Source organism: Pedobacter westerhofensis, from assembly GCF_900182595.1.
GTDB lineage: Bacteria > Bacteroidota > Bacteroidia > Sphingobacteriales > Sphingobacteriaceae > Pedobacter > Pedobacter westerhofensis.
This window is the reverse complement of the sequence record NZ_FXTN01000002.1, coordinates 485,052-508,080: the sequence shown is the minus strand read 5'-3', so window position 1 is coordinate 508,080 and position 23,029 is coordinate 485,052. Positions and strand designations below refer to the sequence as shown.

The window sequence follows — 23,029 nt, the reverse complement described above, 5'->3', positions numbered from 1 at the left end:
ATGGCAACAAGAAAAGACAAATCGACAATTGGTGAATTCCGCGGATCAATAGGTCCCATAGTTATCGTAGATTCCCTTGGTGGACCTGTAGCAAAGTCACAGCCCAAAAAACGGGGCAAGAATTCACTTAATGATGAGCAAAAAAAACATACCGGACCTTTCAGCAAGCTCAACAAGTTTCTGCAGCAGGCTACTGATGTGATCAATTTAGGATATCAGCTATCTAAAAAGGCAGGTATGAGTCGTTTCAATGCAGCGGTCCAATGGCATTTCAAAGAGGCTTTAGCAGAGGATCAGGAAAAAGCTTTGATTGATTTCGAAAAGCTCAAACTGAGTTCTCCGATTAAAATGACTCAGAAAGCATGGGAACCTAAGGTAACCTCTGACGAAATCCATAAAATGACGGTAACATGGAAGCTTAATCCTTTACCTAAAAAATGTACCCAACTGAACGACAGAGCCGTCATTGTTGTGCATTTTCTTGAAAGAGGAAGATCCAGGTTTATGTGTTACCAGGATGCGATGAGAAGAGACTTAAATTTCACGACGGAGGTACCTTTTATGATGAGAGGTCAGAAAGTTCATTGTTATATGTTTATGCTATCTGCAGATAAGAAACTGGTATCAGATACACAATATCTGGGAGCACTTCAGCTTAAATTTTAGCCATCGGTTTACAGGCTGTCGATACTTGCGACAGCCTTGTATTTTAGAAAGAGACCGGTTGCCGGCTTTATATTAAGGATTAAGAAAGTAATTACCTCATTCATGTGCTGTCCTTGAATTTGATAAAATAAACATATAACCCCCTGAATATCTATACAAAAACCAAACAAACATCTCAAAAAACCTTAGGAGCATCATTTTTTAATTAAAATGGTAAATTTATTATTACATAAATAGGTTGAAAATAATATTATTAAATATATTAAGTAATATATTTTAATTTTGACTATTGATTAGGTATCTTGGTAATAAAATCCAACTACCAATGGAAATCAATTTATTAAAAGAGATCAACATCGGCGATAAGAATATTTCGCATTTCACCCTCTTTCACGCTTCAGCAACAATTCAACGCGCATCATTACTTTGAACTCAGGTTCAATCATGATCAATTGGGTTCTCCCGGATTAATCACTTTAGATGATAGTCGTGATTTTGTAGGAAAGACGTTAACAGCATCTTTTGGTTACTTAAGTGGTCAGCCTCAAAACTTTGCTGGTATCGTAACCAAGGTCGAACTCACTCAAAGCAATGGTTATCATGGTATCCTGATTGTGAGTGGCTTTAGTCCCACAATCTTGATCGACAGAGGTCCGGATCTTGGCTCCTATCTTAATAAAACGTTAAACGACATCGTGCAACTTGCTACCAAAGATACGCCTGTTAACGAACTCAGAATAACAACCAATGCATCACGCAAAAAGCCAGTAGACTACGTGATCCAATACCGGGAAAGGGATTTTGAGTTTCTGAACAGACTAAGTGCAGAATACCATGAATGGTTATTTTACGATGGTGAAAATCTCAATTTCGGCAAGCCAAACGAACAACGGGAGGTCTCGTTATTTTATGGAAGGGATATCGAAAGCCTGCAATATGCGATGGAAGTTGCTCCTATTAAGAATAAACGTTTCGCCTATAATCCCCGGCATGACGAAATGCTGCAAAGCGAAAGCACTGGCAGCGCCGATGGCAGACCTGATCTGGTACATGATCAGGAACTTGATGACGAAATAGAAAACCTCAATAGCTAATCAAAAATCAGAGCAATGGCTGTTATTCGATGTTTTATGCTGTCGCCAATGAATGAGGCATTAACAAATCTATGGTAAATTTAAATGATATTTTACTGATCTTCCGGTTCCTTCCTGTAATAAAATGTTCATTTTCTGGAGCTCTTGCAGATCGCGGGTGGCGGTAGCTTTAGAGGTTTTTGTAATGCCGATGTATTTCTTTGCAGTCATCCCTCCCTCAAATTTATTGGCTCCTTGTTCCAGCATCTTATTGAGTGCTTTCAATTGTCTTTCATTAAGCTGATTTTTATATCTGTCGAAAAACTGTGCTTTTTTTAATGTAAACTGCACCATAGCCTTTGCGTCTCGCTGGGCCTCTAAAATTACAGTTGCAAAATAGCTGATCCAGGCAGTAATGTTCAGTGTACGTTGCGCCTCTTTTAATGCAGTATAATATGCTGGTTTGTTTTGCTCAATGGTTTTAGAAAGGCTGAGCATTACAGGCCTACCCATGGTTTGTGACAATGCCTTCTCTGCGATGGTTCTACCAATCCGTCCATTACCGTCCTCAAAGGGATGAATAGATTCAAAATAGAGATGAGATATAGCAGATTTCAGTACTGCTTTGGCGACTTCCCCTTTCAGCGGGAAGCTGACTGCCGCGTACCATTGTACAAATTGATCCATTTCTTTGGGAACGTCTGAAGACGGTAGCGCTTCATAATGAACTACCTCTCGACCGTACGCTCCTGAAACAATCTGCATTGGTTCGGCGCCTACTCGCCACAGGCCTGGATTGATTTTACTCGAATTGGCCATTAGCATTTTGTGCCAGGCTTGAATGCTTTCCAAATTTAATGGCTGATCAAAGGACTTACGGACTTCCAGCATTAATTGAGCAACTGCCCCGGCGCGCTGGTCTTTTACATTAATGAGCGTTTCATTAAGCCCCAAATTATTTCTGATGGATGACATAATATCTTCCCTGCTGATATATTCGCCTTCAATTTCCGAAGTTTTAGTTGCTTCCGACAAGATAAGTTGGAGAAGTGCTTCTTGTTTTAAATCATCAGAAAGGCCTTGCATTACGCCGCTAATCTCTCCCGTCTCCTGCGCAAATGCAAGAATTAACGATTGAATTTCTTCAGTCTCGTAATAGAAATCAGGCCATTCGGGAAATTGCCAATTATACATAGTGAGCCGATTAAAGTTGTTATTCGGCTCAAAGATACGAATTTAATGAGCCGAATAAATGCTTTAATTGGCTCATAACATTGTGTCCATAAGAGGTGAATTAAAATATGAAATTTCGCTATTTTTACCCTCGGTAAGTAGTGAATATCTCAGTTTGGACATCCGGAAATTGCGGCGGTTGACCGGCGAGTGCTTGCATGGCTATGTTGCCGGCTTTCCGCATGGCCTGCCAGTCGCCCGGCACAGTACAGAAAGCCGATGCACCGCCGGTTTGGGCAAATACATCTTGGTATTCAGGGTCCGGACTGTAAGCTAAGCTACCCGCGGGCTGATCGTTATTGTTCTGTGTTTGCATTCTAGTTGTGAAGCTGTCCCTCACAAATATACCGCCCAGGATCCGGCGGCGGATTATTCAAACTGCTGATTCTTGTAGCCAGATCAGCGGTAATTATGTGATTAATTCCTTATACAAAACCTGACAAGCAAACCATTAAACACTTCGAGGTACAAATAAGGTGGAAACTTTCCAAGTTGCTCTCCGTTGTCTGTGAAGTGTTCGTAGTGGCAACGGCTGGATTCAGATTCTAATGGTCGAATATAGAAATTTGCGGAAACCTAGTTCCAAAGCCTCAACGTTGGGATCTTTACTGTTTTTAAGCTCATTAAACCAAAATAATAAACTATCCATACAGAGCAAAGTCAAATCGTTATTGTAAAATTTGATCTCACACTTATAAGATTTAAGTCATTAAATTTACCTAAGAGGATTTAAGCGTATATAAGTGAATTTGTTTTATACAGTTTAAACATAAAAAGTGGCTTCATTAAAAATCATTTTCGGGTAACAAAAATACACAAAACAATAATAAAATCAAGGTGCTACTAGACAATTACAAACTTCAAAACCTTCATTTACAAGTAAATAATGGCTTTTCGTAACTGATGTCTATCGATATTTGTATGACTTATTTTCCAATACAAAACTTACTAAAGATATTCTCCAGCAAATCATCAGTAGTGACCTTTCCGGTAATCTCACCCAGATAATACAATGCCTGCTTGATATCCGTTGCCAGGAAATCTGAAGTCACAGGATTGATCAGTCCTTCAGAAACGCTATGCAGTGACTCCTGGGTTTTTCTTAGCGCTTCCACATGCCGGATGTTCGTCACCATTGTATGGCTTTCTGAAAGCTTATCCCCTACTACAGTATCATATAACAACTCCTTCAATTCTTCTATTCCCTTATTCTCTTTCGCAGAGATCGAAACGAAAGCAATATCCAGCGGAAGATCCAGTTCCTTGATCCTGTCGTTATAAGTTAGGTCCATCTTGTTGGCTACGGCAATAAATGTAAACCCAGGTCGGTACAGACTATTGATATCCTCGTGGATTTCGCGGGCAGTCATGTTCACTACATCAAAGAGATAAACCAGAACTGCAGCATGGCTGATCTTCTGCATCGTCTTCTCCACCCCTATGGCTTCAATCGTGTCTGTAGCCTCGCGTATGCCCGCTGTATCAATCATACGGAAGTTGATACCGTTGATATTTAAAACTTCCTCTATCGTGTCCCTTGTGGTTCCGGCGATCTCGCTGACAATTGCACGGTCTTCATTCAGCAAAGCATTCAGCAATGTAGATTTCCCTGCGTTAGGCCTGCCGGCGATCACGGTGTTGATACCTTCCTTGATTACATTCCCCAATTCAAAGGAACGGATCAGCTTATTGAGCACCATTGTAATTTTATTGATCAGATCCTGCAGCTGGTCGCGGTTGGCAAACTCCACATCCTCTTCTGAGAAGTCAAGTTCAAGCTCAATCATGGAAGCAAAATGGATCAGCTGTTCGCGCAGAACATTCAGTTCAGTACTGAACCCTCCCCGCAGCTGGTTCATCGCCACACTGTGCGCTGCCTGCGAATCTGAAGAAATCAGGTCAGCTACGGCTTCGGCCTGCGACAGGTCCATCGCACCGTTCAGGAAAGCCCTTAAAGTAAATTCTCCGGGTTTTGCAGCTGAAGCACCTTTTTTAATCAGCAAACTGATAATCTGCTGTATAATATAATTAGAGCCATGGCAGGAAATCTCTACCACGTTTTCTTTGGTGTACGATCTTGGGCCTACAAACAAACTTACCACAACCTCGTCGATCACGATGTCGCCATCTTTGATCAGTCCAAAATGCAAAGTATGTGAAGGTTGCGCGAGCAGGTCCTTACCACTGAATACCGAATTAGTGATGGAAATAGCATCTTTTCCTGACAGGCGGATCACCCCGATTGCACCCGATCCCGGCGGAGTTGACAAGGCTACTATTGTTTCATCTGTAATCATGGTAATGTGTATATGTGTAAGAATGTGCAAATCTACCCAAACATTTGCATGCTTTACATAGTTAAATATGGAAACTTATCACAATAACAATACAATTACAAAATGAAGGAACTGCCACTTACCGTTAAAAGGTCTTTAGAATTACTGGGTTTACTGCTGATCGGAACCGTGATGGTCATCGGAAGCGACATTATCATGCCCGTAATCATGGCATTCTTTATTAGCATTATGTTACTGCCGATATACCGTTGGCTCAGAAAGGTCAACCTTCCTGAAGCGGTGGCCATTATTCTGCCTATTCTGATCGTGTTCATCTTTGTAGGGCTGATCGTCTGGTTCTTTTCTGCGCAGGTTGGCAGTCTGGTAAAAGACTTCCCGCAGATCAAAGCCAATGTATCCAAGCATCTGCAGGCACTAAGTAACTGGGTGAGCAAAGTCAGCCATTATTCTACCAAAGAACAACTGGATTTTATCAATAAAAAAAGTAATGATCTGCTGGCTATGGCCGGAGGAATGGCAAGTGGCGCAGCAGTGACATTAAGCTCCGTATTTGTCTTTGTAGGTCTCTTGCCCATCTACATTTACCTGATCCTCTTTTATAAAGACATCTTACTGCGGTTTGCATTCATGTGGTTTAAAACAGACGACCATCCGAAGGTGAAAGATGCAATCTATGAAACAGAAACCATCATCAAGAGCTATCTGGTAGGTCTGTTAATCCAAGTGACCTATATGACTGTATTGCTGGGTGGAATATTACTGCTGCTGGGAATTAAGCATGCACTGCTCATAGGCGTTATATTCGCGATCCTGAACCTCATACCTTACGTTGGTGCGCTGCTCGGCAATATAATAGGTGTAATGCTTACATTAACTGCATCTACAACCTTAGGCCCTGTGATCACAGTACTTGCGGTAATTGCTGGCGTTCAGTTTTTGGACAATAACATCCTGATGCCAAGAATCGTTGGTTCCAAAGTAAAAATCAATGCCCTGATGTCTATCCTCGGTGTGATCGTAGGAGGAAGCATCGCCGGTGTTTCCGGTATGTTCCTTTCTATGCCCATCATTGCTGTACTTAAAGTCATCTTCGACAGAACGGAGATGTTCAAACAATGGGGTGTATTATTTGGTGATGAAAGACCAACAAAGAGCCCTATGAAATTCCCCTCGTTCAGAAAAAAAGGAACTGTTGAGACCACCGCTGGTGTCGATAAAGGTTAAAGTTTAGTATTGTATCGCGTAAGGATTCAATTCGCTGATATAATATGATTTAGTAACCGGATTGCTTTGGATGCATTTTAGGATTTCAACAAGAATTAGCAATCCGATTTGTACAAGAATCAGCAATCCGATTTACACAAGATTTAGCAATCCGATTTGTACAAGAATCAGCAATCCGATTTACACAAGATTTAGTAATCCGATTTGTACAGGATTTAGCAATCTGATTTGAACAGGATTTAGCGAGCTGTTTATCAAATATGTTCTGCGCAATGCAGGCTATGCGCCCAGCTGGATGACCCCTCCCATATCAAAAAAGCTCGTTTGATTTCCTTGCCTTCTGCTGCGTTTCAGCAGCAGGCAGCAAGGAAATCAAACGAGCTTTTTTGATCCCCCTCCAGATCTTTACATTCTTTCAGGAACCTCAATCCCCAGAATCCTCATCCCATCATTGATCACATTTGCAGTTACCCAGCTCAGGTTTAACCTGTGCTGTTTCATCTGCTCATCTTCTTCTTTCACAATTGGCGGGATCTCATGGTAGAACTTATTGAACATCTTCGCCACCTCGTAAATATAATTAGCTAAGCTCGCAGGACTGAATGTTTTAGCTGCCGCAGCAATTTCCGAAGGATATTTTGCCAGCAGGATAATCATCTCAAGCTCCGTAGCAGACAATTCAATCTCGTTATCAACTTTTACATCTGATACAAAACCAGCTTTATTCAGCAAAGATTTGATACGTGCATGTGTATACTGAATAAATGGCCCGGTATTTCCCTGGAAATCTATCGATTCAGCAGGATCAAACAGTAACCGCTTTTTGGGCTCAACCTTCAGCAGGAAGTATTTCAATGCACCCATACCAATTTTATAATACAGGCTTTCCTTTTCTTCCTCGCTGAAATTATCAACCTTGCCCAGTGCTTCAGTTTTCTGTTTTGCGGTAGCCACCATTTCGGCGATCAGGTCATCTGCATCAACTACCGTACCCTCGCGTGATTTCATTTTACCGCTTGGCAGATCTACCATTCCATAGGATAAATGATACAATCCTTTCGCCCAGCTTTTGCCCAGCTTATCAAGGATCAGGAACAGCACCTTAAAGTGATAATCCTGTTCGTTGCCCACTACATAGATCGACTCATCCATGGAGAAATCGTCATATTTCATTTGTGCGGTACCCAGGTCCTGGGTAATATATACCGAAGTTCCATCCGCACGCAGCACCAGCTTCTGATCTAAACCATCATCTGTAAGGTCTATCCATACAGAGCCATCTTCTTTTTTGAAGAAAACACCTTTTTCCAGTCCTTCGTCAACCGTATCTTTTCCTAATAAGTAGGTATTGCTTTCATAATAATACTTATCAAAATCTACGCCCAGGTTTTTGTAGGTAACGGCAAAGCCGTCATACACCCAGCCGTTCATTCTTTTCCAGAGCGAGATCACAGCATCGTCGCCATTTTCCCAGGCTAAAAGCATTGCCTGCACTTCACGGATAAGAGGAGCATTTTTCTTGGCCTCATCTTCGGTTTGTCCGGTAAGTTTCAGCGCTTCGATCTCCTTTTTATATTCCTTATCAAAGATCACATAGTATTTGCCTACCAGGTGATCGCCCTTCAAACCAGAACTTTCGGGCGTTTCTTCATTGCCCCATTTCTGCCAGGCCAGCATCGACTTACAGATATGTATGCCCCTGTCGTTTACCAGGTTTACTTTATATACTTCAGAACCATTCGCTTTCAGTAATTCTGATACCGAATAGCCCAGCAGGTTATTACGTACGTGCCCCAGGTGAAGCGGTTTGTTGGTATTGGGCGAAGAATATTCTACCATTACCTTTTTCCCGTTGGAAGGGATCTTGCCAAAATCAGCTCTCAGCAACTCTGTGTTAAACAGGTCCATCCAGTACGAATTGGTAATGCTCAGGTTTAAAAAGCCTTTTACCACATTAAAAGCCGTCACTACTTCCAGATTGGCTACCAGGTATTCGCCCAGATCATTTGCCGTTTGTTCGGGCGATTTTTTGGAGAACCTCACAAATGGAAAAACTACTATAGTTGCCTGCCCCTCAAACTCTTTACGCGTATCCTGTATACTGATCAGGCTTTCTTCAACATCCTGATGATAGAGTTGCTTTATACCTTTCACTACTTCCGTAATAATAAAATCCATGGCCAAAAATAACCAAATAAGCAATAATGAGCGAATATTATATATTAAAAAAATATTGGATAGCTTTGCTTAACCATAAACTGAGTATGACCGAAAATAACGAAAATTTCAAAGTAAAGGTAAGCACCGAAATCGGGCGGCTGCGTAAGCTTCTGATCCATAGTCCTGACAGTGGTTTGGGCAAGGTTGTGCCCTCAAAGGCGCAGGACTGGCTTTTTGAAGACATCGTGCACCTGGATACCATCCGTAAAGACGAATACGATTATTATATCAAACTCCTGATGTACTTCCTTGACCCTGATAAGATTAAGGGTAAACTCGCCGATATCGACAGCGAAACGGCAGACAGGAAGTTCTTTAAACCGGATAATGCCGGCTTCCATGGCTCACTGGCGGTAATAGAAATACAAAACCTGCTTTCAGATATCCTGAAAGATCCTTCCATCAAGAAAAAACTGACGGCTTCGGTATGCGCGATTGAAGGCTGTACCTATAAATTGCAACTGCAGCTGATTGAGACAGATCCGGCAGAACTGGCCAAGATCTTTATCTCGGGCAGCATGGCGGGCGACCTGATGATATTCGCCCCTATCCCCAACCTGATCTTCACCAGGGATGTTGGAATCACTATTAACAGCCATATCCTGCTGAACAAGCCTGCAAAAAAAGCGCGCAGCAGGGAAACCTTACTGATGCGCTATATCTTTTTTAACCATCCCCTGTTTACTGAATATGCGGATAACATCCTGGAAATACCCGATGCGGCGCAGCATTTCCTGCGCCCCGGTGAAGAAGAAGAACACCGCACAACCCTTGAAGGCGGCGATGTGATGATGGTAAGCGCAAACCATGTGCTGATCGGTTGCAGCGAAAGGACTTCTGCATATGGAGCAAACGAAGCGATCAAACTATTATTTGATAACAACGTAGTAGACAAGGTAACCGTGGTTAAAATTCCTAACAAAAGGGACTTTATGCATATTGACACGGTGTTTACGCAGGTTAAACGTAATGTATGGACACTGCTGAGGTCGATTTCAGGAAACCAGGTCAGTGCCCCGGCGGAGCCGATCAATTACCTGATTGAACCCGACACCAAGGATGTGACGGAAATTATCCAGTTCAGCAAAAACCAGCAAAAACCAGTTACGTTTGATAGCATCGAAGCGCTGTTAAATGATATCAGCAGAAACGAACTTGGCAGTATCACAGAAACACAGTTTATCTACAGCGGTAACGGTGCTTTTCCTTATGATGCACGTGAGCAGTGGACGGATTCCTGTAACCTGCTGGCGATTAAGGAAGGCGTTGTCCTCGGCTACGACCGCAATGATAAAACCATTGAAGCCTTTAAAAGCAATGGTTTTGATGTGGTACACGTGAAAGAACTGATCCATGACCTGGAAAGCGGAAAAGTGACTGCGGATGACATTACTGATACGCTGATATTGATGCCTTCGGCAGAACTTTCCAGGGCCAGAGGTGGCTTCCATTGTATGAGCCTGCCCCTGCTGAGAGATGAATTGTAATTAGAGACAAATGCAAACGACGAACGAGTTATTAATGATCCGCCCGGTGGACTTCAGGTTCAATGAACAAACCGCGGAAAACAATAAATTTCAGCAGCTTTCTGAAGAAGACAATGTGCAATCCCAGGCACTGAAAGAATTTGATGATTTCGCGCAGCTGCTGAAAGATAATGGTGTAAATGTTACTGTAGCAGACGATACACTTGATCCTGCAACGCCGGATTCTATCTTTCCGAACAACTGGGTGTCATTTCATGAGGATGCGCAGGTTTTCCTGTACCCCATGTATTCAGAAAACCGGCGCCTGGAACGCCGAGATGACATTATCAAAACCCTGGAAAAAGATTTTATCATCAGTGGGATCACCGACCTCTCTGCGTACGAAGAAAGCAAGATTTATCTGGAAGGTACCGGCAGTATGGTGCTCGACAGAACGAATAAACTGGCCTATGCCTGCCTTTCGCTAAGAACCGACGAAAAAGTATTGGCGGATTTTTGCCTGCGTGCAGGATATCAGCCCGTAACTTTCAACGCTGTTGATGCAGAGGGCTTCCCTATATACCATACCAATGTGATGATGTGTATTGGAAGAGGTTTTGCTGTAGTCTGTCTGGAGTCGATAGCAGATCCGGCAGAAACAAAAACAGTTGCCGCTCAGCTCAGCAGCAGTGGACATGAAATCATAGAAATCAGTTATGATCAGATGAACCACTTCGCAGGCAACATGCTGCAGGTAGCAAACAATAAGGAAGAATTACTCTTGATCATGTCGGAACAGGCATTTTTATCTCTGACTACCAGCCAGATAGAAAAGCTCGAAAAGTACAGCCGCATTATTTATTCTCCATTATATACGATCGAAAAAAACGGCGGTGGAAGCGCCAGGTGCATGCTGGCAGAGATACATCTTCAAAAAAAATAAATACTACCCCCGGGTGACAGTATTTTGATTTATTAAAGCTGTTTCTCAATTTAAAATTACATTTTTGCAAAAAATATTTTACCATAAATGCAGAGTTACTCCGAATTTCTTGATCTAAGTGTTGGCTTTCCGCAGGAAGGCTACAGCGTTATAGATGACGAATTGTATTTTCAAGACCTGAACCTTATGGAAATGATTGAAACCTATGGTACACCATTGCGTTTCACTTATCTTCCGATGATCAGCAAAAAGATCCAGCAGGCAAAGCTGTTGTTTCAAACGGCGATCATTAAGAATAACTACCGCGGTGATTATAAGTATTGTTATTGTACCAAGAGCTCACACTTTAAACATATCGTTGAAGAAGCTTTAAAGAATGGCATTCACCTTGAAACTTCTTCTGCTTTCGACATGCCAATGATCGAGGCACTGGAGAAAAAAGGGTCGCTTACCAAGGATATTACTGTCATCTGCAATGGTTTTAAAACCTATCAGTATAAACAGTATATCATTGATATGCTGCATGATGGTTACAAAAACATCATTCCTGTACTGGACAATAAAGAGGAATTCAACCTTTTTGATGATGAGGTAGAAATGGATACACCTTGTAACTTAGGTATCCGTATCGCTGCCGAGGAACAACCGGATTCACAATTCTATACTTCCCGTTTAGGTGTACGTATGGAGGATGTGATTGATTTCTACAACAATAAGATCTCTGCCAATCCAAATTTCAGGGTAAAGCTGCTTCACTTTTTTATCAACTCTGGTATTACAGATTCTCCGTATTACTGGAATGAGCTGGAAAAATATGTAACCTTATACTGCAAATTCAAAAAGATCAATCCTGAACTGGATACACTGGATATCGGTGGTGGTATGCCTTTCAAAGACTCACTGGTATTTGATTTCGACTATGAGTACATGGTGAACGAGATCGTGAAACGTATCAAGGAAATTTGTGCGGAGCACGATGTAGTTGAACCGGATATTATTACTGAATTTGGAAAATACACGGTAGCAGAAGCTTCTGGTATCCTGTATAAGGTGCTGGGCCGTAAACAACAAAACGACCGTGAAAAATGGCTGATGCTGGATGGTTCTTTTATTACTAACCTTCCGGATGTTTGGGCATTAAACCAGAAATACATCCTGCTGCCGATCAATAACTGGGATGCAGAATATGAAAGGGTAAACCTTGGCGGGATTACCTGCGATGGACAGGATTATTATAACCAGGAAGCGCATATGAACTCTGTGTTTATGCCAAAGACGCGTAAGGTTCAATATCTTGGTTTCTTTAATACGGGTGCCTATCAGGAGGTATTGAGCGGTTACGGTGGTATCCACCATTGCCTGTTGCCTAGTCCTAAACATGTAATCATCCGCAGGAACCGCGATGAGACATTTAACTTTGAAGTCTTCGGAGAAGAACAAAACAGTAAGCAGGTATTAAAGATCCTGGGTTATACCTAGGATTACCAAAGCATAGTATAAAGGGAGCCGCATTTAATATGTGGCTCCCTTTTTTTTTAAAGTTGCTCGAAGGTCAGCATTTTGCTTTTCTCGGCTTCGGGGATCGGTGCAGGGGATTTCAAAGCATAGTCGAAGGCTACACATACTGTTTTTCCCTTTGTACAAACCTCTTCCTTGCCGTTTACTTCTTTTACCAGCATATATTCCAGATCAAAACTACTGGTTCCAATTCTCGACGTTCTTACGTACATGGTGATCTTATCTTTTAAAAATACCGGAAGGATATAATCTAAAGATGCTTGTGCAATCACTACACCGGTTTTCTCCCAATCCCATGAAATAGCCTGTTTCCAATATTTAGTTCTCGCGATTTCCATATAGGTAAAGTAGACGGCGTTATTAACATGGCCCATCATATCAAAATCTGCAAATCGGGTTTCGATACTGGTTTTATACTTAAAACTGTCGAAATTAATAGGGTCAGCTGACTTTTTGTCGGTAGTTTTTGGTTTAGAACGCCATAATGTCTTGAAAATCATAGAATATTTGGGTTGGTATAGGAGTTGAACAGTGGTTATAGAATATTTAAAAATTAAAAAATAAAGGAGAATATAACCATGACATTAGTAAAATTTAACAACCGTACCAGAAACACAGCACCTTACTTTAACAACGTTTTTGATTCTTTGTTCAGTGACGCGCTAAATAAAAACTATTCGATTAACAAAGTTCCGGGAGTAAACATTGTTGAATCAGACACTGATTACTCCATTGAACTGGCTGCACCAGGTTTAGAAAAAGCTGATTTCCAAATCAATCTGAAAAAAGATACGCTTTCAGTATGGGCCGAGAAAAAAGCTGATGATGCCGCTCCAAAGAAAAATTACAGCAGAAAAGAATTTGACTATTTATCTTTTGCAAGATCGTTCGTTCTTCCTGAAAGTGTAGATGCAGAAAAAATTGCTGCTGAATACCTGAACGGAATCTTAACCATCACTCTTGGTAAAAAGGTAGATGTTCAACCAGAAAGCAAAGAGATTAAAGTTTCATAATTGAGTGTTTTTTTTAGGGTTCGAAGGGCAGACCGAAAGGTTTGCCCTTCTTTTTTAGAATATTTTACCCGGGTTCAAAATGCTGTTTGGATCAAACACCAGTTTGATGCTTCTCATTAAGTTCAGGTGGATCTCACTGTATTTGATCGGCATAAATTCTTTCTGTACGAGTCCTATTCCATGTTCTCCGGATATCGTTCCGCCCAGATCGGCAGTCAGCTGGAAAAGCTCAGCGATACCATCCTTCAGTTTATCCTTCCAGTCTTCATCGCTCATGCCCGCTTTGATAATATTGATATGCAGGTTCCCATCGCCAGCATGGCCATAACATACGCTTTCAAAGCCATATCGGGAACCGATTTCCTTGATGCCATTGATCAGCTTAGGCAAAGCCGCACGCGGTACAACTGTATCTTCTTCTTTATATACAGAGTTGGATTTAACTGATTCTGCCATCGTCCTGCGCATTTTCCACAGTTCTTCTTTCTGCTGCGCAGTATCGGCAAAAAGCACATCTGTACATCCAAATTCTTCGAGCACAGCATTTACCTTCTCACAATCCTTAAAGATTGTATCCATATCATTTCCATCAAATTCAATCATCAGGAAAGCATTGATACCATCTTTCAGATCAAACTTAATATCATTGTACTGAACCACCCACTCTACCCCTTTGCGTTCCATAAATTCCAGCGCAGAAGGAATAATACCAGCCCTGAAGATCGCAGATACGGCTGCACAGGCGGTTTCATTCTCAGGAAATGAACCCAGCATCAGCACACTGAACTCAGATTTAGGGATCAGCTTGGTCACAATTTTGGTAACTACGCCCAGCGTGCCCTCAGAACCGATCATCAGCTGTGTGAGGTTATAACCAGAGGCATATTTCAATGTATTTGCACCGGTCCAGATTACTTCTCCCGTTGGGAGCACAACTTCGAGATTCAGGATATATTCCCGGATTGTTCCGTATTTTACTACCCTCGGGCCTCCGGAACCATGAGCTACATTGCCACCGATAAAACAGGAGCCTTTGCTTGAAGGGTCAACAGGATATAACAAGCCTTTCTCCCCAACTGCATTGATAAATTCTTCAGTAATTACACCGGGCTCAACAGTGGCCTGCAAATTCTCTGTGTCAATTGATATAATGGATTTAAACCTTTCCATAGACAACAGTACACCACCAAATACCGGCAGTGCAGCACCGCTTAATCCCGTTCCTCCTCCCCTTGGCGTTACCGGAACATGCTTTTCATTACAGAGTTTCAGCAAGGCAGAAACCGCAGCAGTATCCGCGGGCTTTACTACCACTTCCGGGTAATAGCGAAGATCCTCGGTTTCATCGTGACTGTAATCCGCCAACGAACTTTGATCAGTAAATACATTTTCGGCACCAACAGCAGCAGAAAGCTGGTTCAGGATATCGGGGTTAATTTTAGTATAAAGGGTAGTTGACATATGTGCTTGGTTTGACCGGTGCAGGTTAGCTAATTTCTCTTTTCTGAGGTATATGATAATTGAACAAAGGAATGGTTGATCTCGCCCGGCATAGGCGGATGCATTTTCTTAATCCCCGCTACTGCTGTATGCACAAAGGGATAAGCAGCTATCGTCCTGTCCAGAATCAGCTTTACAACAGATTCCAGCATTTTTTTTGTACTGGCCATTTCTTCGAGAATAATCGTATTGAGCACTTCATAATTTACCGTACGCTCCAGATCTTCGGTATCGCCGCCGGCGGGAACAAAGGTCACGGAAACACTGACCAGGAATTCTGTACCTGTGAGCTGCTCCTCGGGATAGTACCCGTGAAAGGCAAAACACTTTACATCATTTAAAGCAACAGTTTGTATAAACATAGGATTTTGATCTGTGCAGCAAAATTAAATTTTTGATTGGTTTTCACCAGCCCTTACCTGAAATTATTACCTTTGAATAAGGCAGAGAAATGTCGTAAACACATCCTGCTCCGCCAAATATACTGATACCATGAGCAAATCCGGAAAGAAAGACCTTTATGAGGCACCCGATTATTATCTGATTGACGATTTATTATCTGAAGAGCATAAACTGATCAGATCTTCGGCACGTGAATGGGTAAAGCGTGAGCTGAGTCCGGTAATCGAGGATTATGCCCAGAAAGCAGAATTTCCAAAGCATCTGATCAGAGGCCTCGGCGAAATTGGTGCTTTTGGCCCTACAATCCCTGTTGAATACGGGGGCGCCGGACTGGATTACATTGCCTATGGCCTGTTGATGCAGGAACTGGAACGCGGCGACTCCGGAATCCGCTCTACCGCTTCGGTACAGGGATCTTTGGTGATGTACCCGATTTATACTTACGGATCTGAGGAACAACGCCGGAAGTATTTACCAAAACTTGCTACAGGTGAAATGATGGGCTGCTTTGGCCTGACTGAACCAGACCACGGTTCCAATCCGGGCGGGATGACTACCAACATCAAAGACAATGGCGATCATTACCTGCTCAACGGCGCAAAGATGTGGATCTCCAATGCACCTTTCGCAGATATTGCGGTAGTGTGGGCTAAAGATGAAGCCGGTAAAATCCGGGGACTGATCGCTGAACGGGGTATGGAGGGTTTTACCACTCCTGAAACGCATAACAAATGGAGCCTGCGCGCTTCGGCTACGGGCGAGCTGGTTTTTGATAATGTAAAAATACCAAAAGAGAATATTTTTCCTGATATCTCTGGTTTAAAAGGCCCACTTGGATGCCTGAACCAGGCACGGTATGGTATCGCCTGGGGCGCATTAGGCGCTGCGATGGATTGTTACGATACAGCTTTGAGGTATGCCAAAGAACGCGTTCAGTTTGGTAAACCTATCGGTGGTTTCCAGCTGCAGCAGAAGAAACTGGCGGAGATGATCACAGAGATCACCAAAGGCCAGCTGCTGGTATGGCGACTGGGTGTATTGAAATCTGAAAACAGGGCTACAGCAGAACAGATATCCATGGCGAAAAGGAACAGTGTGGAAGTGGCGCTGGATGTAGCCAGAAATGCCAGGCAGATGCTTGGCGGAATGGGGATCACTGGTGAGTATTCTGTTATGCGCCATATGATGAACCTGGAGTCTGTGGTAACTTATGAGGGCACGCATGATATCCATTTACTGATCACAGGAATGGACGTCACTGGTATTAATGCTTTCAAATAAACAACCACATTTACAATTAATTAGCTCTTACCTTATATTAACGCCTCAACATGCTCCAGGATTCTTTCAAGAAAATTCTCTTTATCGTTTTACTCATCTGCATACACACTTTATCAGCCGCTGCTCAGGGAAAGAACTTTTATATCTCAAAGACTAGTCCCCCATGGCTGGTGAAGATTGACACCAGTACAACTGCGCTGCCGCCAAAAAGTGTCACTGATGGGTACTACACAGCCCTCTTGGAGCGCCAGAACCATGCAGAATTAAAAGAGAGCTATACCCATGTGATCAGGAAAATCGTATCCGGCGCAGGCGTACAGAACGGTTCAGAAATTTCTGTAACGTATGATCCATCCTACCAAAAACTAACTTTCCACCAGATCACGGTATGGCGGAACGGACATCCCGCAGATAAGCTTGAAGGAAGCAAATTCAAAGTCCTGCAAAATGAAAAGGATCTTTCCAAGTTTATCTATAGCGGAACCTATGATGCCTATGTGATTCTGGACGACATCAGAAAGGGCGACCGTATTGAATATGCTTTTACGCTTACAGGTGAAAATCCTATTTCGGGAAATAAATATACCGGAATCTTTTATTTTGAGGGGTCAAATACAATTGTGTCGAGATATACCAATCTGATCATTGATAAAAACAGGAAGCTCACTTATAAAAATTCCAATTTTGAAACCCCTCCCAGAATAACAGAAAAAGACGGACTCAAAATGTACGAATGGGCAAGCAAGAAGACCAGGACATATGATAAACAGAAATTCAGCCCCTCCTGGTACAATCCTTTTAAACATACACAGCTATCAGAGTACCAAAGCTGGAGCGAAATCGTAGACTGGGGATTGAGGGTGAATGATTACCCAAACTTGCAAACGCCCGTACTGGATAAAAAAGTAAAAGAACTGCAGCTGAAATCGGGCAATAATCAAAAAAAATATATCGTATCGGCCATCAGGTTTGTACAGGATGAAGTGAGATATATGGGCATTGAAATGGGAGCATATTCTCAGCGCCCAAATTCTCCGGAAAAGGTTTTAAACCAACGTTATGGTGATTGTAAGGACAAATCGCTTTTATTGATTTATCTATTGAAAAGGGTAAACATCAATGCCTACATGGCCTACACAGACACATATGATGGTAACATCCTGAATGAATTTCTGCCTAGTCCGATGATTTTTAATCACGCCGTAGTGGTGATAGAATTTGATCATAAAAAGATATGGATAGACCCTACAATCTCCTATCAGAGAGGGGCTTTTGATCAGATTTATTTCCCTGATTACGGACAGGGACTGGTGTTAAAAAAGGGAGTAAATCAACCCGAGAAAGTGCAGAGCCGTCCCACCGGAAAGCTGGTTGCCAATCTTACTTTTTATCCCGGTGATACCCTTGGATTAAAAAAGACCAAACTGATCATCAAGAGTGTTTATACCGGCAACGAAGCGGATGATATGCGCAGTACCATAGCCGAGGACGGAGCGGACGGGGTTGAAAGCTCATTTCTTAAATACTACACTGACTACTATGATGACATTGAAGTGAACGCAGCTCTTCATTTTGAAGATGATGAGGAATCAAACACGATAAAGATCACCGAATCTTACCTGATCCCTGCGATGTGGCAAAAAAGCGAGAAGGAGAAATCACGCTACTATGCCTATTTTTACGGTGACCTGATCTCGCATAGTATCAGGGATATTGATGCTAAAAACAGAACAGTGCCAATGATCCAAAAATACCCGCAGAATGTTGAGCAGAATATTACAGTGCACTTTCCTGAAGCATGGACGATCACAACCGACCCCTTTGAGCTGAAAACGACGGCATATGAATTTAAATTTGACCAGACTGTCAAAGGAAAAGTAATGTCGCTCCATTATGCCTATAAAACCTTAAAAGCGGTTATAGATGCGAAAGATGTGAAGCAATATGTGAAGGATGCAGATGCAATTAAGGAGCAGCTGTCACTTGGAATTTATTGGGGCGGAAAAATGGAGCCATCAGAAATTAATCCGATCCTCCTTATCCTAAGTGCTGTTATACTGACTCTTACAGCCGTCATTTTTACCAGAGTTTACAAACAGCAATATGAGTTTGATCTGGACACCCTTGCCAAGGCACCGGCAGTTGGCGGATGGATGATCCTACTCAGCATTGGTATTCCATTACTTTTTATCTTCATTCTGACTGAAGCGATAGACTCCGGGATCTATAATCAAAGCCGATGGGAACATGCTTCAGATAATCACAACGGCTATGGCCTATTCTTACAGGCAGCCTATATTCTGGCTGCAATAATTTATCCGCTTAAGGCTACCTGGCTGCTGCTTTTATATTTCCTGCTTAAATCCAGACGTGAACTCTTCCCAAAACAGCTGACAGCTTTCATGATTTTCGCCACCTCAGCAATAATTTTGGAGTGGAGCTCAGAACTAATTTCAAATTATATCACCCATCAGCCGCTTAACAATACCTACACTTTTATCAAAATGATCTGCTGGATTATTGTTTCGCTGATCTGGATAGTATATTTGAGGAATACCAGCAGGGTTTGGCATACATTTGTATTTACGTATCCCGAGTTTTCATGGAAGCCCAATTTAATCAGGCACATGAATGCCCGAATTAGAGCTGACCAAGATAAAAATTAGACAAAATGAAGACCTTTAAAAAATACTACGCCCTCCCTGCCCCTCCTGAAGAAGTTTATCTGGCCATGACCAAAGCGCAAAGCATCCAGCTCTGGACCGGCGCCGATGTGGAATTTACCGAAGAACCGGGTACGGAATTCTCTTTCTGGGACGGCGATATCGTTGGAAAAAATATAGAATTTGACTTTGGCAAAAGAATTGTACAGCAATGGTACTTCGGAGAAGAGAATGAACCATCAATTGTAACGATCAAACTGCACCCTGATAAAAAAGGAACATCACTGGAATTTGTACAGACGAACATACCCGACGAGGATTATGACGACTTTACTGCAGGGATTACAGAGCATTACCTTGGTGGTTTAGGCGATTTCTTCGAAGAAGAATAAACTCGAAAGAGGAATTAACCTCCCAGAGCTAACCAAACACAAACCATGAACAAAAGCGTTGGATTAGTTTTAATCGTATTGGGTGCCATTCTGTTAATATGGACAGGCTTTACCTACACTAAAAAAGAAAAAATTATTGACGCAGGCCCTATACAGGTTTCAGCAGATAAAGAAAAATCCGTGAATTGGCCGCCATATGCCGGGGGAATCGTTCTCCTTGCCGGCGTAGTGATATTCGTGACCGGAAAGAAAAGCTAAAAACAGAAAAGGCTGATCATCACAACGATGAGCAGCCTTATTTGTTTAATATCAGCCCTGGTTATTCTCCAAAAGCAACTCTTACATTTTCCCGAAGGTTATAATGTGAGCTCATCACTTCGCCATACGCTCCGGTGCTTCTGATCGCTACCAGATCGCCGCGCTGCGTTTCCTGCAATAAAACCTCTTTGCCAAAGCAATCCGTGCTTTCGCATATCGGCCCTACCACATCGTACTTTACAGCAGCAGATACATCCTGTTTTGATATATTCTCAATCTGATGATAGGCCTGGTACAATGCCGGACGCATCAGCTCCGTCATTCCTGCATCCAGGATAATGAAGTTCTTTTTCTTGCCGTTTTTTACATAGAGCACCTTGCTGATCAGTGAAGAACACTGGCCCACCAAAGCCCTGCCCAGTTCAAAATGAACTTCCTGGTTATCTCTTTTTTCAAGGAAATCACCAAATATTTTAAAGTATGAAGCAAAATCAGGCACCTGCTGCTCAGGGTTATGGTAATCGATTCCCAAACCACCGCCAACATTAAGGATGCGCACCACAAAACCGCGGTCTTCAAACCATGTTGCAAACTCATTTACCTTTACGCAAAGGCTTTTGTAAACATCCAGGTTGGTGATCTGTGATCCGATATGGAAATGTATACCTACAAATTCAAGACTGGCAGACTGCCTTAAGGCATCCGCACAGGCGGGAAGGTCCCAGGCATTTACGCCAAACTTATTTTCGTCCAGTCCGGTAGTAATGTTATGGTGTGTATACGCATCTACATTCGGATTGATACGGATAGCCACTTTAGCTACTTTGTTTTTCTTTGCTGCCAGCTCATTGATCACTTCAAGCTCCTGCACAGATTCTACATTGAAGCAGAAGATATCCGCGTCCAGCGCCTCGTTGATTTCCCTGTCAGATTTCCCTACTCCTGCGAATACGATCTGATTGCGGTCGAACCCACGTTCAATTGCCTTTTTCACTTCATTGCCGCTTACACAATCTGCACCAAAGCCGGTAGCTTTGATCCTGTCCAGCAGCCTGTGATTAAAATTTGCTTTCATCGCATAATGCACATGGAAGCCATGATTTTTAGCCGCAACAGCACATGAATCCAGGGTTTGTTGTAACAAAGCCAGATCATAATAGTAGAAAGGCGTTTCTAATTCTGCAAATTGCGTTATATCTTTGTTAGAAAACATAATGTTTAAATATCTTATAGTATTTTGTTTAGTTGGTATGGTATTGATTTACATGGGCAACTATTTCGATTTGCAGCGTCAGAAGATCAGCCGCAAGGAGTACGACAGAAGAGTAAGGCTCTCCATCGCACTGATGTTTATCGTTATCGCAGTCCTTGTTTACCTCAAAAGGAGATAATTATTCAAAAATACGGTTATGCAGGCTTCTTAATGCTTCCATTTTGTCATCTGTATTCACCAGCAGTGAAATATTATAGCTGCTGCCGCCATAAGAGATCATTCTGATCGGAATATGTTTGATGGAATCCAGTACCCTTGCTGCAAAGCCATGCTTTTCTGAACCAAAATCACCCACCACACATACAATCGTTTGCTCTTTATCAATCTCCACAGAACCAAAGTCGCGGAGTTCTTCCATAATCTGGTCCAGGTTATCGGTAAAATCAATCGTTAATGAAACTGCAACTTCCGAAGTAGTAATCATATCGATCGGCGTTTTATAGCGCTCAAAGATCTCAAAAATGCGCCTCAGGAAACCGTAGGCCAGCAACATGCGGCTGGACTGGATCTTGATTGCCGTAATGCCATCCTTGGCAGCGATAGATTTGATCTTTCCTTTTTCACTTTCTGAAGATATCAGCGTACCTGCTGCCGATGGTTCCATCGTGTTTAACAGGCGTACCGGGATCTTATATTTTGCTGCCGGGAATACCGATTGCGGGTGAAGGATCTTGGCACCGAAATAGGCCAGTTCTGCCGCCTCATCAAATGATAAGTGAGAAATCGGTTTAGTGCCTTTCACGATCCGGGGATCATTATTGTGCATTCCGTCAATATCCGTCCAGATCTGCACCTCTTCAGCTAAAATTGCAGCACCGATCAGTGACGCGGTATAATCACTTCCGCCACGGCGAAGGTTATCTACCTCTCCAAAGCTGTTCCTGCAGATAAAACCCTGGGTGATGAACAATTTATTACCTGCATATTTCTCCAGCAGTGGCTTAAGGTTTGCCGTTGCAAAAGGAATATCAGGCTCGTTATCCTCATCGATCTTCATGAAATCAAGTGCCGGCAACAATACTGAAGGCACCCCGATAGATTTCAGATAGATATGATACAGGGTTGTCGACAGCAACTCGCCCTCTGCAAGTACCACTTTCTCCTCTACGGGAGTGAACATATCGTTGGCCAGTGTAGCCAGAAACTGAAAATGGTAATCCACGACTTCCTGTCCCTCTGCACGAAAATCTGCTTCAGGAAGCAGCTCGGCAACAAAGTCATTATATTTTAATCTCAATGCGTTAATCAAAGTTAACGCCTCCTGTTTATCTTCCTTTAAAAGTTTGCCTGAAATTTCCACTAAACTATTCGTTGTACCAGACACTGCTGATAAAACTACAATCTGCTCTTCCGCCGGATTAATGATATCCAGCAACTTCGTCATGCGCTCAGGGCTTCCGACAGAAGTTCCGCCAAACTTTAAAATCTTCATTTTCTTATTTTAATTTAATTATCTAACTGAAAATTACATACCTGCATTATTTAATTTGACGCAGGTATTTTTAATTCAGTTTTTTTGGTATATAATTGTACTGGGGCGTGAAATTAACAAAACGCGCCAAATAAACACGACATAAACAAAATAAAATCTGGATGCAGAAATGATT

Annotated in this window: 21 protein-coding genes; 12 read left to right on the top strand and 9 right to left on the bottom strand. The window is 42.4% G+C overall.

Annotation, left to right across the window (positions count from 1 at the left end):
* Entirely contained in the window at positions 1-666 is a 666-nt protein-coding gene (locus tag FN831_RS04955; protein ID WP_142527097.1) for a DUF6266 family protein, read from the top strand.
* 452 nt (positions 667-1,118) lie between these two features.
* Complete coding sequence (locus FN831_RS04950; RefSeq protein WP_221931266.1) at positions 1,119-1,760, top strand: contractile injection system protein, VgrG/Pvc8 family; 642 nt, start codon at positions 1,119-1,121, stop codon at positions 1,758-1,760.
* Positions 1,761-1,829: 69 nt separating this feature from the next.
* Here FN831_RS04950 and FN831_RS04945 read toward each other — a convergent pair whose 3' ends face one another.
* The 3 genes from FN831_RS04945 to mnmE all read right to left on the bottom strand — a co-directional run bounded on the left by FN831_RS04945 (position 1,830) and on the right by mnmE (position 5,269).
* Positions 1,830-2,933 carry a Fic family protein gene (locus FN831_RS04945; protein ID WP_142527096.1) on the bottom strand — a complete coding sequence of 368 codons (1,104 nt, stop codon included), beginning with the start codon at positions 2,931-2,933 and terminating at the stop codon, positions 1,830-1,832.
* 124 nt (positions 2,934-3,057) lie between these two features.
* The gene (locus tag FN831_RS04940) at positions 3,058-3,288 is read right to left on the bottom strand and encodes a hypothetical protein (RefSeq protein ID WP_142527095.1); all 231 of its coding nucleotides are present in this window, start codon (positions 3,286-3,288) and stop codon (positions 3,058-3,060) included.
* A 610-nt stretch (positions 3,289-3,898) separates the two neighbouring features.
* Entirely contained in the window at positions 3,899-5,269 is a 1,371-nt protein-coding gene (gene mnmE, locus FN831_RS04935; protein WP_142527094.1) for a tRNA uridine-5-carboxymethylaminomethyl(34) synthesis GTPase MnmE, read from the bottom strand.
* Positions 5,270-5,371: 102 nt separating this feature from the next.
* On the opposite strand from mnmE, the gene FN831_RS04930 reads away from it, so the two are divergent.
* Positions 5,372-6,493, top strand: a complete 1,122-nt coding sequence (locus FN831_RS04930; RefSeq protein ID WP_142527093.1) for an AI-2E family transporter — start codon at positions 5,372-5,374, stop codon at positions 6,491-6,493.
* A gap of 405 nt (positions 6,494-6,898) precedes the next feature.
* Here the strand turns inward: FN831_RS04930 and argS are convergent, their stop codons facing one another.
* Positions 6,899-8,671, bottom strand: coding sequence for an arginine--tRNA ligase (gene argS / locus FN831_RS04925; RefSeq protein ID WP_142527092.1), 1,773 nt, complete (start codon positions 8,669-8,671; stop codon positions 6,899-6,901).
* An 86-nt stretch (positions 8,672-8,757) separates the two neighbouring features.
* Between argS and FN831_RS04920 the strand changes: the two genes are divergently transcribed.
* From FN831_RS04920 to FN831_RS04910, 3 genes are all read left to right on the top strand, one after another.
* Positions 8,758-10,200: an arginine deiminase family protein gene (locus FN831_RS04920; protein WP_142527091.1), complete on the top strand. Its 1,443-nt coding sequence runs from the start codon at positions 8,758-8,760 to the stop codon at positions 10,198-10,200.
* Between the two features lie 10 nt (positions 10,201-10,210).
* Positions 10,211-11,122: a citrulline utilization hydrolase CtlX gene (ctlX, locus tag FN831_RS04915; protein WP_142527090.1), complete on the top strand. Its 912-nt coding sequence runs from the start codon at positions 10,211-10,213 to the stop codon at positions 11,120-11,122.
* 87 nt (positions 11,123-11,209) lie between these two features.
* A complete protein-coding gene (locus tag FN831_RS04910; protein WP_142527089.1) occupies positions 11,210-12,601 on the top strand; it encodes an arginine decarboxylase in 1,392 nt (463 codons plus the stop codon).
* 56 nt (positions 12,602-12,657) lie between these two features.
* On the opposite strand, the gene FN831_RS04905 is transcribed toward FN831_RS04910, so the two are convergent.
* Positions 12,658-13,140, bottom strand: coding sequence for an acyl-CoA thioesterase (locus tag FN831_RS04905; RefSeq protein WP_142527088.1), 483 nt, complete (start codon positions 13,138-13,140; stop codon positions 12,658-12,660).
* Between the two features lie 78 nt (positions 13,141-13,218).
* Here FN831_RS04905 and FN831_RS04900 point away from each other — a divergent pair, with 78 nt between their 5' ends.
* The gene (locus FN831_RS04900) at positions 13,219-13,653 is read left to right on the top strand and encodes an Hsp20/alpha crystallin family protein (protein ID WP_142527087.1); all 435 of its coding nucleotides are present in this window, start codon (positions 13,219-13,221) and stop codon (positions 13,651-13,653) included.
* A gap of 54 nt (positions 13,654-13,707) precedes the next feature.
* Here FN831_RS04900 and FN831_RS04895 read toward each other — a convergent pair whose 3' ends face one another.
* A complete protein-coding gene (locus FN831_RS04895; RefSeq protein ID WP_142527086.1) occupies positions 13,708-15,114 on the bottom strand; it encodes an FAD-binding oxidoreductase in 1,407 nt (468 codons plus the stop codon).
* Positions 15,115-15,143: 29 nt separating this feature from the next.
* Entirely contained in the window at positions 15,144-15,515 is a 372-nt protein-coding gene (locus tag FN831_RS04890; protein ID WP_142527085.1) for a dihydroneopterin aldolase, read from the bottom strand.
* Between the two features lie 130 nt (positions 15,516-15,645).
* On the opposite strand from FN831_RS04890, the gene FN831_RS04885 reads away from it, so the two are divergent.
* Genes FN831_RS04885 through FN831_RS04870 form a run of 4 tightly spaced genes read left to right on the top strand, consistent with a single transcriptional unit; the run spans position 15,646 to position 20,149 of the window.
* Positions 15,646-16,836, top strand: coding sequence for an acyl-CoA dehydrogenase family protein (locus FN831_RS04885; RefSeq protein WP_142527084.1), 1,191 nt, complete (start codon positions 15,646-15,648; stop codon positions 16,834-16,836).
* Between the two features lie 50 nt (positions 16,837-16,886).
* Positions 16,887-19,502, top strand: coding sequence for a DUF3857 domain-containing protein (locus FN831_RS04880; RefSeq protein WP_142527083.1), 2,616 nt, complete (start codon positions 16,887-16,889; stop codon positions 19,500-19,502).
* Between the two features lie 5 nt (positions 19,503-19,507).
* Positions 19,508-19,891: an SRPBCC domain-containing protein gene (locus FN831_RS04875; RefSeq protein ID WP_142527082.1), complete on the top strand. Its 384-nt coding sequence runs from the start codon at positions 19,508-19,510 to the stop codon at positions 19,889-19,891.
* Between the two features lie 45 nt (positions 19,892-19,936).
* Positions 19,937-20,149: a hypothetical protein gene (locus FN831_RS04870; RefSeq protein ID WP_142527081.1), complete on the top strand. Its 213-nt coding sequence runs from the start codon at positions 19,937-19,939 to the stop codon at positions 20,147-20,149.
* 61 nt (positions 20,150-20,210) lie between these two features.
* Here the strand turns inward: FN831_RS04870 and lysA are convergent, their stop codons facing one another.
* Positions 20,211-21,362, bottom strand: coding sequence for a diaminopimelate decarboxylase (lysA, locus tag FN831_RS04865; RefSeq protein WP_142527080.1), 1,152 nt, complete (start codon positions 21,360-21,362; stop codon positions 20,211-20,213).
* A 37-nt stretch (positions 21,363-21,399) separates the two neighbouring features.
* On the opposite strand from lysA, the gene FN831_RS27615 reads away from it, so the two are divergent.
* The gene (locus FN831_RS27615) at positions 21,400-21,540 is read left to right on the top strand and encodes a hypothetical protein (RefSeq protein ID WP_185960383.1); all 141 of its coding nucleotides are present in this window, start codon (positions 21,400-21,402) and stop codon (positions 21,538-21,540) included.
* On the opposite strand, the gene FN831_RS04860 is transcribed toward FN831_RS27615, so the two are convergent.
* Positions 21,541-22,854 (bottom strand): aspartate kinase, encoded by a 1,314-nt coding sequence (locus FN831_RS04860; RefSeq protein WP_142527079.1) that lies wholly within the window; start codon positions 22,852-22,854, stop codon positions 21,541-21,543.
* Between the last annotated feature and the right edge of the window lie 175 nt (positions 22,855-23,029).

Excerpts from the sequence above, each read along its gene's own strand:
- FN831_RS04955 (WP_142527097.1), top strand. The coding sequence starts at position 1 with ATGGCAACAAGAAAAGACAAATCGACAATTGGTGAATTCCGCGGATCA.
- FN831_RS04945 (WP_142527096.1), bottom strand. The coding sequence starts at position 2,933 with ATGTATAATTGGCAATTTCCCGAATGGCCTGATTTCTATTACGAGACT.
- FN831_RS04940 (WP_142527095.1), bottom strand. The coding sequence starts at position 3,288 with ATGCAAACACAGAACAATAACGATCAGCCCGCGGGTAGCTTAGCTTAC.
- mnmE (WP_142527094.1), bottom strand. The coding sequence starts at position 5,269 with ATGATTACAGATGAAACAATAGTAGCCTTGTCAACTCCGCCGGGATCG.
- FN831_RS04930 (WP_142527093.1), top strand. The coding sequence starts at position 5,372 with ATGAAGGAACTGCCACTTACCGTTAAAAGGTCTTTAGAATTACTGGGT.
- argS (WP_142527092.1), bottom strand. The coding sequence starts at position 8,671 with ATGGATTTTATTATTACGGAAGTAGTGAAAGGTATAAAGCAACTCTAT.
- FN831_RS04920 (WP_142527091.1), top strand. The coding sequence starts at position 8,758 with ATGACCGAAAATAACGAAAATTTCAAAGTAAAGGTAAGCACCGAAATC.
- ctlX (WP_142527090.1), top strand. The coding sequence starts at position 10,211 with ATGCAAACGACGAACGAGTTATTAATGATCCGCCCGGTGGACTTCAGG.
- FN831_RS04910 (WP_142527089.1), top strand. The coding sequence starts at position 11,210 with ATGCAGAGTTACTCCGAATTTCTTGATCTAAGTGTTGGCTTTCCGCAG.
- FN831_RS04905 (WP_142527088.1), bottom strand. The coding sequence starts at position 13,140 with ATGATTTTCAAGACATTATGGCGTTCTAAACCAAAAACTACCGACAAA.
- FN831_RS04900 (WP_142527087.1), top strand. The coding sequence starts at position 13,219 with ATGACATTAGTAAAATTTAACAACCGTACCAGAAACACAGCACCTTAC.
- FN831_RS04895 (WP_142527086.1), bottom strand. The coding sequence starts at position 15,114 with ATGTCAACTACCCTTTATACTAAAATTAACCCCGATATCCTGAACCAG.
- FN831_RS04890 (WP_142527085.1), bottom strand. The coding sequence starts at position 15,515 with ATGTTTATACAAACTGTTGCTTTAAATGATGTAAAGTGTTTTGCCTTT.
- FN831_RS04885 (WP_142527084.1), top strand. The coding sequence starts at position 15,646 with ATGAGCAAATCCGGAAAGAAAGACCTTTATGAGGCACCCGATTATTAT.
- FN831_RS04880 (WP_142527083.1), top strand. The coding sequence starts at position 16,887 with ATGCTCCAGGATTCTTTCAAGAAAATTCTCTTTATCGTTTTACTCATC.
- FN831_RS04875 (WP_142527082.1), top strand. The coding sequence starts at position 19,508 with ATGAAGACCTTTAAAAAATACTACGCCCTCCCTGCCCCTCCTGAAGAA.
- FN831_RS04870 (WP_142527081.1), top strand. The coding sequence starts at position 19,937 with ATGAACAAAAGCGTTGGATTAGTTTTAATCGTATTGGGTGCCATTCTG.
- lysA (WP_142527080.1), bottom strand. The coding sequence starts at position 21,362 with ATGTTTTCTAACAAAGATATAACGCAATTTGCAGAATTAGAAACGCCT.
- FN831_RS27615 (WP_185960383.1), top strand. The coding sequence starts at position 21,400 with ATGGTATTGATTTACATGGGCAACTATTTCGATTTGCAGCGTCAGAAG.
- FN831_RS04860 (WP_142527079.1), bottom strand. The coding sequence starts at position 22,854 with ATGAAGATTTTAAAGTTTGGCGGAACTTCTGTCGGAAGCCCTGAGCGC.